Annotated in this window: 7 protein-coding genes; 6 read left to right on the top strand and 1 reads right to left on the bottom strand. The window is 54.9% G+C overall.

All coding sequences use genetic code 11. The annotated features are described in order from the left end of the window. Positions 1-120: 120 nt before the first annotated feature. On the bottom strand, positions 121-1,410 hold the full coding sequence (locus AC27K1_RS10170) for an acetyl-CoA C-acetyltransferase (protein WP_487150290.1): 1,290 nt from the start codon (positions 1,408-1,410) through the stop codon (positions 121-123). 195 nt (positions 1,411-1,605) lie between these two features. Here AC27K1_RS10170 and AC27K1_RS10165 point away from each other — a divergent pair, with 195 nt between their 5' ends. The 6 genes from AC27K1_RS10165 (at position 1,606) to AC27K1_RS10140 (ending at position 13,306) form a co-directional block, all read left to right on the top strand. Next, positions 1,606-3,027 carry a 3-oxoacyl-ACP reductase gene (locus tag AC27K1_RS10165; protein WP_487150288.1) on the top strand — a complete coding sequence of 474 codons (1,422 nt, stop codon included), beginning with the start codon at positions 1,606-1,608 and terminating at the stop codon, positions 3,025-3,027. Positions 3,028-3,168: 141 nt separating this feature from the next. Continuing rightward, the gene (locus AC27K1_RS10160) at positions 3,169-4,536 is read left to right on the top strand and encodes a L,D-transpeptidase family protein (RefSeq protein ID WP_487150287.1); all 1,368 of its coding nucleotides are present in this window, start codon (positions 3,169-3,171) and stop codon (positions 4,534-4,536) included. 68 nt (positions 4,537-4,604) lie between these two features. Next, positions 4,605-6,764: a type I secretion system permease/ATPase gene (locus AC27K1_RS10155; RefSeq protein WP_487150286.1), complete on the top strand. Its 2,160-nt coding sequence runs from the start codon at positions 4,605-4,607 to the stop codon at positions 6,762-6,764. Then, positions 6,718-8,175, top strand: a complete 1,458-nt coding sequence (locus AC27K1_RS10150) for an HlyD family type I secretion periplasmic adaptor subunit (protein WP_487150284.1) — start codon at positions 6,718-6,720, stop codon at positions 8,173-8,175. Before AC27K1_RS10155 ends, AC27K1_RS10150 begins: the two co-directional genes overlap by 47 nt. A gap of 106 nt (positions 8,176-8,281) precedes the next feature. Continuing rightward, on the top strand, positions 8,282-9,598 hold the full coding sequence (locus AC27K1_RS10145) for a TolC family outer membrane protein (RefSeq protein ID WP_487150282.1): 1,317 nt from the start codon (positions 8,282-8,284) through the stop codon (positions 9,596-9,598). Between the two features lie 495 nt (positions 9,599-10,093). Further along, entirely contained in the window at positions 10,094-13,306 is a 3,213-nt protein-coding gene (locus AC27K1_RS10140; protein WP_487150281.1) for an Ig-like domain-containing protein, read from the top strand. Positions 13,307-13,349: the final 43 nt, after the last annotated feature.

The raw sequence follows: 13,349 nt of genomic DNA, 5'->3' as shown, positions 1-13,349 counted from the left end.
TTCAGTGACTTATAGCCAGAACTTCACACCAGGCAACGTTCAGTAGCATTTATGCATCCTGAAAACCTGCCATCAAATATACCCCTAAGTATATACAAGCTCAGGGCAGGGAAAGGGCAATTACCGTTCCACAATGGCGGTGACCCCTAATCCACCGGCAGCACAGATGGAAATCAGGCCTCGACCACCACCGTTTTCTGCCAGTGTCTTGGCCAGTGTTGCGATGATCCGGGCGCCGGTGGCGGCGAAGGGGTGGCCGGTGGCCAGTGAGCTGCCTTTGATATTGAGCTTGTTCCTGTCAATGGCGCCCAGCGGAGCAGAAAGTCCCAGTTTTTCCCGACAGAATGTCGGGTCTTCCCACGCCTTGAGCGTAGACAGTACCTGCGCGGCAAACGCCTCGTGAATCTCATAGAAATCAAAATCCTGCAGGGTCAGCCCGGCATTTTGCAGCATTCTGGGTACGGCATAGGTGGGAGCCATCAACAGGCCTTCCTTGTCATTGTCAGCCTTGCCAAAGAAGTCGACGGCAGCGGATTCACAGTATGTGAGATAAGCCTGTACCGGCAGGTTGCGCTCAGCTGCCCAGTGTTCACTGGCCAGCAGCACGCAGGACGCTCCGTCAGTCAGATTCGAGCTGTTGGCGGCAGTCAGGGTGCCCCCGTCACGGTCAAAGACCGGCTTAAGGCTGGCCAGCTTCTCCAGTGAGGTTTCCGGGCGCAGGGTGTTATCCCGCTCCAATCCCTGGAATGGGGAGACCAGGTCGTCAAAGAATCCTGAAAGATAGGCCTTGTTCAGGTTCTGGTGGCTGTTGAAGGCCATCTGGTCCTGGTCGTCCCGGGCAATCTCCCAGTGCCTGGCGGTGATTTCGGCATGTTCACCCATGGATTTGCCGGTACGGGGTTCGCCATTGACCGGAATGAGGGGAATCAGGTGACGTGGACGGATCTGGGCCACCAGCTTCAGGCGTTCTCCCAGGGATCGGGCACGGTTCAACGCCAGCAGAATGTGACGCAACTCTTCATTGACGCCGATTGGTGCATCGGAGGTGGTGTCTGAGCCGCCGGCGATCCCGGCATCTATCTGCCCGAGAGCAATCTTGTTGGCGACCAGAATGGCCGCTTCCAGGCCGGTGGCGCAGGCCTGCTGGATATCGTAGCAGGGCGTTTCCGGGCTCAGTGCCGTATTCAGTACGGCCTCCCGGGTGAGGTTGAAATCCCGGGAATGCTTGATGACGGCACCAGCCACTACTTCGCCCAGCCGTTCATTTTGCAGATGGTAGCGGTTGACCAGGCCATTGAGTGCAGCGGTCAGCATGTCCTTGTTGCTGGCGTTGGCGTAGGCCCCGTTCGAGCGGGCGAAGGGGATACGGTTGCCTCCGATGATGGCGACGCGTGTGAGGGTCTGGTTCATAATGTCCCCGCGATGCAGCTGTTATTGTGTGTGAGGGCAGTCTAAACATCATGCCCTGCTTCTCATTGGCCTGTCAGCCCCGTATTCTTCTGTGGCCAGTCAATTCCCTGGCGTGAAGGCTTTGCTGAAATAGCAGGCCGCCAGAGGGTGTCTGCCTGCAGACAATGATGTCGCCGATAACAAAAGAGGCCCGCCATGCCCGATAAATATCAGAAAGTTGCCAATTCCTCCCTGGGTAAAAGCCTGTTCAGTGCGCTTGGCTTGCCGACCCCGGTGCCGCTGGAGCGGCAGGGTAAGACATCGGATACCGTCATCCGGGGCAAGGTGCTGTTGGGAGCTGCCGACAAGGCTGAGTTGCTACCGGCCTTGGCCAAAGCCCTGTGCGATGGTGGGGTGGATTTATGCCGGATGACGACGTCAGAGACAGCAGACCCGATAGCGGATGCAGTAACAGCTGTCGGAGGACAGTCAGAAGCGGTCGATTTACAGGACGAAAGAGGGGCGAGCTTCAAAGGGCTGGTTTTCGATGCCAGCGGGATTGCCTCAACCGGAGAGCTACGCGCGCTGCATGCCTTTTTCAGCCCTTTGGTTCGACAGGTGCAGCCCTGCGGCAGAATTGTGATATTGGGACGCCCGGTGGATGCCGCAAAAACGCCTTCCCAGGCTGCCGCCATGCGGGCGCTGGAAGGGTTTGTCCGCAGTCTGGCCAAGGAAGTCGGGCGCAAGGGGATAACGGTACAACTGATTTATGTGGAAAAGGGGGCGGAAGCTCTGTTGGCATCGCCTCTGCGATTCTGCCTGTCTTCCCGTTCCGCTTATGTCTCTGCCCAGGTGATTACGGTTGGGAGTGCTCAGGATGAAGAGCCTCTTGATTGGCAGAAACCCCTGTCAGGCAAAGTGGCGCTGGTGACTGGCGCTTCCCGGGGCATCGGTGAAGCCATTGCCGGGATACTGGCACGGGATGGTGCAACGGTGGTGTGTCTGGATATTCCTGCGGCCTCCCAGGCGCTGGAAGTGGTTGCCGCATCGATTAATGGTAAGGCACTGGCAGTTGATATCACGGATGACAAAGCGGCGGAGACAATCGCCGATGCGCTGATGGAGATCGGCGGAGGTGCGGATATTGTGGTGCACAACGCCGGGATCACCCGTGACAAGACACTGGCCCGGATGAAACCGGAATGGTGGGACATGGTTATGGATATTAACCTTTGTTCTGAAGAGCGTATCAATGATGCCTTGCTGGCGAGAGACCTGTTGCGCTCCGGTGGACGGATTGTCTGTGTATCCTCCATGAGCGGTATTGCCGGAAATTTTGGTCAGACTAACTATGCGGCATCCAAGGCGGGTGTCATTGGTTATGTGGAGGCCATGGCAAAGCCGCTGGCGGAGAAACAGATCACTATTAATGCCGTTGCTCCGGGCTTTATTGAAACCCAGATGACCGCCGCCATCCCCCTGTTGACCCGGGAAGCAGGGCGGCGCATGAACTCGCTTTCCCAGGGCGGGTTACCCCAGGATGTTGCTGAGACTATCGCCTTTTTCGCCAGCCCGGCCTCAGCCGGTGTTAATGGCAATGTGATCCGGGTCTGCGGGCAATCCTTGTTAGGTGCCTGATCCCGGCGCAAGGCTGTCGGGACTTATCAGAAATCCCGACAGTCCGCCGTTTTTATATTCGTAATTGATCCAGAACTACTCACGAAAGCCGCCGATACATGCCTGTATACCTGATGTTTGTTGGGAGGTATGGACAGAATCATGCACCGGTGGTTTGCAGTCGTGCTGTTGTTGACAGTTACCCCTCATCTTCCTGCACAAGAGCGGCACTTGCTGGATTGGCTGGCCAGCCTGCCCAGTCATGGTTTGTCAGTGTCTCACCAGGATTGGCTGATTCTGTCGACGTCTCCTTCCCCGGCACAATTACAGGCTATTACCACGAAATATGCCCGTTACCTCGATACGGGTGGGGTTGACCGACATCTTTATCAGCCAGGATGGCAGATACCGGACGTACCTTTATTGTCGCCTGAACAGCAAAGGGTAGATATCAATCAGCTCTACCTGATCCAATCCGCGATTCCCCAGTATGAAGCCCTCCGGGAGGCGATGGCCCGCTTACAGTACTGGTTGAAGGACGCGCGGCGACTGTTTCCTGATGACCTGGTGATTTATGGGGGAGATCAGCATATTGCCATCCCCCTGCTCAATGCCTGGCTGCGTGATCTGGATCTTGCCCACGGCCTGCCGGATGATCATTACAGTGAAGACCATCTTGAGGCCCTGACCAGGGTTCAGGAGCGTTACAACCTGGGGCCGGACGGACGCCTTGGTCCAATGACACGCCAGGCGCTCGTCGCGATTACCCATGATCGCATTCGTACCCTCAGAGTGAATCTTGAGCGATTGCGCTGGTTGCCCCGGGCGTTGCCGGAGCAGCATGTCTGGGTGGATATCGCCGGCTATGAGGTCATATGGATGAATGACGGCCGTGAAGCCGGACGCTACCGGGCCATCAGCGGTATGCCTGATCGCCAGACCCCTGTTTTTCAGGAAAACATTGAAAGTGTGACAGTGAATCCTGTCTGGAAGGTGCCCCATTCTCTGGCGGCGTATGACCTGCTGCGTAAAGAGAAAAAAACACCCGGTTTTTTGAAGCAGGAAGGGTTCAGGGTCTATGAAAGCTGGGATGACCGCGCGCCGGAAGTGCCGATTGACCGGATCGATTTCCAGCGCCTGGTGGAGACAGAGTTCCGCTACCGGCTGGAACAGAAACCCGGGCCGGAAAACCGGCTGGGCCGTTACAAGATAAATCTGCCCAACAAGCTGGGTATTTATCTCCATGATACCCACAAACCGGAACTGTTTGATGAGGATGACCGTTCACTGAGCTCCGGTTGCACCCGGGTTGAGGGCATAGTTCAACTGGTCAGGCAGATGGTGACTCCCCAGGGTATGCAGGCCGAATGGCGGACGCTGGCAGGCGCCAGCCATACTGGAAAACTGGTATTACAGCAGGAGATACCGGTTTTCTTCGTCTATTTTACCGCCTGGCCCGATGCAAACGGCAGGGTGCGGTTCAGGGACGATATTTATCAATTGGATAATGCCCTGGACAGTCGCTTCTAAGGTATTTGCCGTGTCCGGCCGATACATCTGATATTCGCCTCATATATGAATGAAAAAGGCTGTACTGCATGGATGCTTTTGACTCGCCTGATAAGGCATCAGAGACGACAATTCCTGCCACGTCCCTGCTGACTTGCATGGTCACCATGACCAAAATGCTGGGCAAGCCGCTCAGCGCCGAATCCCTGACAGCAGGTCTGCCGATCAAGGAACACAGCCTGACCCCCGACCTGTTTATCCGCGCTGCTGAACGCGCCGGTTTTTCCTCACGGATGCTCGATCGCAAGCCGGATGAACTGAGCAGCCTGATCTGCCCCGCGGTTTTTCTATTCAGTGAAGACTCCGGGTGCATTCTCACGGACGTCAATAAGGCGAACAAGGAAGCCACGGTAACCCTGCTCCATGGTGACGAACCTGAAAGCCGGGTAGTGTCGTTTGAAGAGCTGGAAGCGGCTGGCAATGGCTCTATCCTGCTGGTCAAGCGTCGGCTGGAACATGACAGCAGAACACCGGAAGTTCTGAAGCAGAAGCAGTCCCACTGGTTCTGGGGGACGATTCTCCGGTCGGCACCCATTTACCGGGATGTGCTGGTGGCCTCATTCGTGATTAACATGCTGGCGCTGGTCAGTCCGTTCTTTGTCATGAATGTCTATGACCGGGTCGTGCCCAATAATGCGATAGAAACCCTGTGGATGTTGTCCATCGGGGGGCTGATTGCCTTCACCTTCGATTTTATCCTGAAATGGCTCCGCTCTTACTGTATTGATGTGGCGGGCAAGAAATCCGACATCCTGCTCTCGGCCAGTATCATGGAACACGTGCTGGGACTGGAGATGGCGTCCAAGCCGGCATCGGTAGGCAGTTTTGCCAAGAGTATGCAGGAATTTGAAAGTATCCGGGAGTTCATTACATCATCGACCACCACCACATTGATTGATATTCCATTTACTGTTCTGCTGCTGTTGGCCATTTTCATGGTCGGTGGCCCTATCGCCCTGGTGCCGCTGGTTGGGATCATTGCCATCCTGATTTACAGCTTCTTGATCCAGAAGCCTCTGAAAGAATCCATTGAAAAAACTTATCGCGCCTCGGCCCAGAAAAATGCCAGCCTGATCGAGAATCTCACGGCGCTGGAATCTCTGCGCCTTTACGGGGCAGAGTCCCAGATGCAGCATACCTGGGAAAGTTCGGTTGGCCATATCTCCCGCTGGAGCATGAAAGGGAAGCAACTGAGTAATTCCGCCAGCCTGTTTGCCGGTTTTGTCCAGAGCAGTGCCACCATCCTGATAGTTCTGGTCGGCGTCTACCTGATCAGTGCCGGCGAAGCCAGTATGGGTGCGCTGATTGCCAGTGTGATGCTGTCCGGGCGCGCCATGGGGCCGATGGTTCAGGTGGCCAGTCTCTCGACCCGTTACAACCAGGCCAAGGCCGCCCTGGAAGGCTTGCAGAAAGTTATGGAGATGCCCAGGGAGCGTAATCCCGAGAAAGCCTATTTACATCTGGACAATTGCCGGGGTGAACTTCAGATCAACAACCTTTCGTTCACCTATGCAGATCAACCGGTACCGGCGATCAGGGATTTAACGATCAAGATTGAATCGGGCGAAAAGGTCGGACTGCTCGGCCGGATCGGATCCGGGAAATCCACGTTGGCGAAACTGCTGCCGGGACTCTACAAGCCTTCGGAAGGATTAATTCGGCTGGATGGCATTGATATCAACCAGGTGGACCCGGCTGAGCGCCAGCGCCTGATTGGTTGTGTCCCGCAGGATATGAACCTGTTCTTCGGGACGGTCAAGCACAACATTACCCTGGGTGCGGAAGATGTTGACATGGGGCGGGTCGCGGAAGTGGCCAAAATTGCCTGTGTCACGGATTTTGTGAACCTGCACCCCGAAGGTATGGATATGCCGGTGGCTGAGCGGGGGGCAAACCTGTCCGGTGGACAGCGACAGGCCGTCATCCTGGCCCGGGCGCTACTGCTGGATCCGCCGATCCTGATCCTGGATGAGCCAACCAGTGCCATGGACCAGGTGACCGAAGCCAGGGTCATTGCCAATATTCAGGAACATTGCAAGGACAAGACAATTATTCTCATCACACACCGTACATCATTGCTGGGGCTGGTGGATAAGCTGGCGGTACTGGACCACGGTGCGTTAGTTGCGTATGGAGCCAAGGATGGCGTTATCGAAGCAATTAAGAGCGGTAAAATACCGTTTCATTAAAACCCGGCGGCAGTTCTGGAGCAGTCCGGTCGGTCGCGCGCTTCGCCCTTACTTTCCCCGGTTCCGGAAGAAAGGGGCGGAGCAGCGCTATTGGCTGCGTACACCGCCGGAGTTGCAGTTCATGTCCGAGTCCAGCGCGGCCATGATGATGAATACTGCCTACCTGACCCGGTTGCTGATACTGGGTCTGACGGCTTTCCTGGTGTCGGCAACTATCTGGGCTGCATTGACGGAACTGGATGAAATCACTCGGGGACAGGGCAAGGTCATACCGTCTTCCCGATTGCAGGTGGTTCAGAACCTGGAAGGGGGGATTGTTGAGACTATCTTTGTCGGGGAAGGTGATGAGGTCAAACTCCACCAGCCCTTGATGGAGCTCGATGACACCCAGTTTGCCTCCAACTACCGCGAAAAGGAACTGGATTATTACAGCAACCTGGCGCGTGCGGTGCGCTTGAATGCGGATCTGGCTGACAGTGAATCACTGACGTTCCCCGAAGAGCTGGATGAATACGAAAATTACCGTATCCGGGAACAGCAGTTATTCAAGAACCGTCGTAATGCCCATGAAGCTGAACGGAGCGTCATACGCCAACAAGAGCGGCAGGCGGTACAGGAACTGACGACCATCCGTGCACAGTTGAAAATACTGGAGAAGAATTACCTGCTGTCCAGGCAGGAGTTTGAGATGACCGAGCCGCTGACGGAAAAAGGGATTGTGTCTAAAGTCCAGCTGTTACGACTGGAACAGGAAGTCAACGACCTTGCCTCTCAGAAAGAGAATGCCGAGTTATCTATTCCCAGGCTGGAGGCTGCCCGTGATGAAATTCAGGACAGGCTGGCTGAGGTCGAGCTGAAATACCGTACGGAAACCCTTGAGTCCCTCAAGGAAGTGGACGTAGTGCTGGATCAGCTGGAAGAGGCGCGGAAATCACTGGGTGACAGAGTATCCCGAACCATTATCCGTTCACCGGTCAACGGTATTATCCAGAAGCTGCATATCAATACCCTGGGTGGCGTGGTAGACCCGGGCATGGACCTGGTGGACATCATTCCAATCGGGGATTCGCTGGAAGTGGAAATGATGGTCAGCCCACGGGATATTGCCTTTATCCGGGTTGGGCTCAAGGCGGTTGTCAAACTGACTGCCTATGACTTCACCATTTACGGTGGGCTCGATGGTGAAGTCGTCCATATAAGTGCCGATACTATACAGAATGAAAAGGACGAAGCCTTTTATATCGTCAAAATAAAAACCGATGAGTCTCATTTGGGTGGAATTGATAAGCCGCTGCCAATTATGTCTGGCATGCAGGCTGAAGTGGATATTATTACCGGACAGAAAAGTCTGTTGGCGTATCTGATGAAACCGATTCTCAGGGCGAAGAACCGAGCGTTTACAGAACGCTGAAAGTGGAATGTTTCAGTTTTTGCGAAAGATTGGTTGTTATTTCATGGAATGCTGAAGGGATGTACAAACGTCATTGCATGGAAAAAAATCGGGCAGGAATGCTGTGATGATACGATACACAACAATACTGCAGGTTGCGTCGTTTTTACTGCTGTTAGCAGGCAGCCATACCGCACAGGCAGATGAAGCTCTTTCATTGAAAGGATTGATTAGGCAAATCCTTGATGAGCACCCGGATGTCATGGCTGCCTATAACCGCATGCAGGCTGAAAAAGCCGGATTAAAGCAGGCCAAGGCCGGGAAACTGCCCACCATCGACCTGCAAAGTGGCTGGGGTAAACAACGTCGTAACAGTTCAACGACCCGTTCCAGTGGTAATGAAGATACCCACATGACCCGTCAGGAGTTGTCGCTTAGCCTGCGGCAGCCGTTATTCGAAGGTTACGCTACCGACAACCGTATTGAACAGGCAGGCCATAGCTACCTGGCTCGTCGGCAGGATTGGCTGAATGCTGCGCAGGAGACAACCTTATCCATCGCTGAAGTCTATTTTACCTTGCAGGAAAAGCGCGGGCAGCTGGAGCTGGCCGAAGAAAACTATGGTATCCATGAAAAAACCCATGGCCAGATTCGCCAGCGGGTTGAGCAGGGGCTGGCCAGCAAGGCCGACCTGTCCCAGATAGAAGGTCGGATGGCCCGGGCGGCTGCCAACCTGATGGTCGCGCGCAATAACCTGGATGATGCTGAAAGCCAGTTCCTCTCGGTGACTGATCGTTCACCGGGATCACTGCTGCCGCCAATGATGGGTAAAGCGTTACCTTACCACGCGTTGGGGGCTGCCAGGCAGAAGCTTATGATGCATCCCCTGATGCAGGTTGCCAGTCTCGAGGTTGAAGTCACGGAAAATGCCTATAAAGCCAGCCAGGCGAATTACTTTCCCTCTCTGAAGCTGGAAGTCGATCGGAGCTGGAGTCATGATGCTGACGGAGTCAAAGCCAGTGACGATAACCTCCAGGTCATGCTCAGGATGAGTTACAACCTTTATCGCGGGGGGGCTGACAAAGCGGCGATAACGGAGGCGGCCTACCGTATGGCTGAGCGTGAAGAGATGCGTGAAAAGAGCCGTCGTCAGCTTAACGAATCCCTGGAGCTGGCCTGGTCGTCCTATCGTTACCTTGAAAAGCGGATGCCCTTCCTTGAGACCCATGTGGTGGCCAGTCGGAAGACCCAGTCAGCCTACGAAGAACAGTTTTCCCTTGGTCAGCGGGGGCTGCTTGATCTGCTCGACAGCGCTAATGAGCTGTTTCAGGCCCAGCAGGCTTATACCTCAGCCCACTATGAACTCCTGTATGCGCGACTCAAACTGCTGAGTGCAACCGGGGATCTGCTCTCGTGGCTCGATATTTTGCTTAAGGATGACTGAACCTGTTGTTGCCATAATCTGAAATAATCTACAGCCGTCGTTATGGCATATCAGTATTAGTCATATCTCTCCATTTATCGGTTAATGTATCGGCATTAATCGCACTGTTGCGCAGGATTTAATTACAATCCTTTCTAAAAACCGCCTGCCTGGTTGTATTGTTGATCATTTTTCCCGTTCTAAAGCGTTTATCATTAAATAAATAGGCTACCTCTAAGTTAATAGAAGGTTTTTAGCTGTTTTTTTGATAAGGGTATTTTTTCAATTCAGGAAGGGGATGCGCTGTTTTGTACGCCTGTCGATGATGACGTATCAGGATAGCGACTCTGGGTGGCTGAATAACTTTAATCCGTACAAGCGACTAAATAGCCCGGATAATTTTTCTGGAGGAAATCAACCAGCCGGGACAGCGAGACACTGCGACCTTTTTGGATTGACGGTTGAGTGATTCAAGGATGAATCGTGGTGATTACATGCCATTGATAGGGAGGTTCTATGGCAGACCAGGATAATCAGCAAGCGGGTCCGGAGCCGGAAGAGGCGCCGACGCCAGAAGGCGCATCGACAGAGGGGGCACAGGTACCGGCTGAAGAAGCACAGGTATCGCAGGAGTATTCTGAAGAGGGAACGTCTGAAACGTTATCGGACGAACAGGCGGTTGTAGCAGACGATGATCAGGAGGAGACTGGCGAGTCGGCTGACGGTGGCAGCGCCAATGAGCCTGTTATCGTTGTGGACGGCGTGACCTATGACCGGTTCGGTAATCCACAGGCGGACGGTGAGTCCGGGAATCCTCCTGGGCAGGAAGACGTTGAAGAGACTGACAGCGGCCAGGCTGATTATACGGTTCTCTCCCAGACACCCGGCGAACCTTCTACACAACAAAAGTCGTCTTCAGGCGAATCGGATAATCCTGTCGATCCTGAAGATGTTGACGACACTGACAGCGGTCAGGCCGATTATACGGTTATCTCCCAGACCGTTGATGGAACGCCCGCACGCCAGCAGTCGTTTTCAGGCGAATCGGATAATCCTGTCGATCCTGAAGATGTTGACGGCACTGACAGAGGCCAGTCTGATTATACGGTTATCTCCCAGAGTGTTGATGGAACTTCTACACGCCAGCAGTCGCCAGCCAGTGAGCGCTCTTCCAGCTACAACGAACAGGGTGGCTTGAATATCGATGAAGAGAAGCTGGATACCTCTGTCACGGTAAGCAGAACCAGTTCCAGTTTTTTGAACATTGATTCCTCCGAAAGTAGGCAACCCGTCGACACAGCTCCGGGTACCAGGAATAAAAAGGAAGAGGCGTCGTCAGACGAACCGGTATTCTCAACCGTGATGCGCGTCAATGAGATTCCGGTTGCCCAGGCGGATCGTGGTACCGGGGAAGAGAATACGTCATTTGTCGTAGATGTACTGGCCAATGACAAAGATGCCAATACGGATGACGGCCCGGCTAACTTCAGCCTCGACACCGTGACGATTGTGCGTGTTGAGGGTATGGCCGACACGGGAACGGGGCAGGTCAGCATAGTCAACAATCAGCTGGCGTTTATTCCGGGCAGGGATTTTGAGGCGCTGGCGGCGGGGGAAGACGCGACGGTTGTTGTGCGTTACACGATGTCTGACCGTTTTGGCGCCGCGTCTGAATCGACGGTGACGCTGACGATAACGGGGAGCAATGACGCGCCGTTTGTCAGTCGGGCGGTGACATCGGAGAGTGAGGATGCAGATAACCGCTATACCCTGGATCTGCTGACTCATGCCGGTGACCTTGATGCCAGTGATACCCTGTCGGTCCGGGCGGACAGTGTCCGGCTGGTCAGTGGTGATGACGGAGGTATCCATATCAGCGGTAACCAGATGACGGTTGACCCTTCCGCTTATTCATACCTGGAAGATCGGGAGCAGGTGGTTGTCCGTTACCGGTATACGATTACGGATAACCATGGCAGTACCGTTGAGCAGGTTGTCGCGGTAACCGTGACGGGCACCAATGATATTCCGGTTGCGCGGGCTGATGTGGGCAGCGGTCTGGAAAATGAGACGTTGCTGCTGGATGTTTTGGTCAATGATACCGATTTTGATCATGGCGATACCTACGAGTCACTGAACCTGGACAGTGCCGTCATTGTTGATGGTAATGGAGAGCCGTTAAACGGCCATGGCAGTGTGGTTGTCACAGACAGGCAGATAGCATTTACGCCGGGAACGGATTTTGATTACCTGGCGAGTGGTGAAATGGCCACGGTGACCGTGCGGTACGGGATTTCAGACCGGGCGGGCGCTACAGCCACGGCCGATGTGACGATTACCGTGACCGGCACCAACGATGCGCCGGTGGCGACGGCCAATACCGGCTCAGGCCATGAGAACGAAATCCTGACCATCGACGTGCTGGCTGACGACACGGACGTGGACCACAATGATAATCCGGCCAACTTCAGGCTCGACGATGTTGAGATTGTCGATGGCGACGGCCAACCACTGTCCGGCCAGGGGACTGTCAGCATAGACAACAACCGTCTTGAATTTGTCCCTGGCGGTGATTTTGATTACCTGGCAGAGGGCGAAACAGCCACGGTAACTGTGCGCTACGTGATGTCCGATGACGAAGGGGCTACATCGGAGTCAACGGCCACCATTACGGTCACCGGCACCAATGACACGCCGGTGGCGACGGCCAATACCGCCACGGGGCATGAGAATGAGACCCTGATCATTGACGTGCTGGCAGACGACACGGACGTGGACAACAACGATACTCCGGCCAACTTCAGGCTCGACAATGTTGAGATTGTCGATGGCGACGGCCGACCACTGTCCGGCCAGGGGACTGTCAGCATAAACAACAACCGTCTTGAATTTGTGCCCGGCGGTGATTTTGATTATCTGGCTGACGGTGAGACCGCCACGGTGACTGTGCGCTACGTGATGTCTGATGACGAAGGGGCAACATCGGAGTCAACGGCCACCATCACGGTCACCGGCACCCATGACACGCCGGTGGCGATGGCTGACACAGCCGGGGGGCATGAAAACGAAATCCTGACCATTGATGTGCTGGCGGACGATACGGATGCGGATCACGACGATATCCTGGCTAACTTCAGGCTCGAAAATGTTGAGATTGTTGATAGTGACGGTCGCCCACTGGCAGGCCATGGCAACGTCAGCATAGACAACAACCGTCTTGAATTTGTGCCCGGTAGTGACTTTGATTACCTGGCCAGTGGCGAGACCGCCACGGTGACCGTGCGCTATGAAATGTCCGATGACGAAGGGCTTACGTCTGAATCAACGGCCACCATCACGGTGACCGGCACCAACGACGCGCCGGTGGCGACAGCCAATACCGCCACAGGCCATGAGAATGAAACCCTGACCATTGACGTACTGGCCGACGACACGGATCTGGATCACAACGACAACCCCGCCAACTTCAGTCTGGACAGTGTGCAGATCGTGGATGGTGACGGGAATCCGTTAAGTGGCCAGGGCACGGTCAGCATCGTCAACAACCAGCTGCAGTTTGTGCCGGGCACGGATTTCGACAGCCTGGCCAGTGGTGACACGGCTACTGTCACTGTCCGCTATGTGATGTCCGATGACGAAGGGGCTACCTCTGAGTCAACAGCGACCATTACGGTGACCGGCACCAACGACGCGCCGGTGGCGACGCTCGATACCGCCACAGGGCCATGAGAACGAAACCCTGACCATTGACGTACTGGCCGACGACACGGAT

It is taken from the genome of Kistimonas ophiarachnellae (assembly GCF_057552235.1).
The sequence above is the reverse complement of the archived record's forward strand: the minus strand, read 5'-3'. Positions and strand labels throughout refer to the sequence as shown.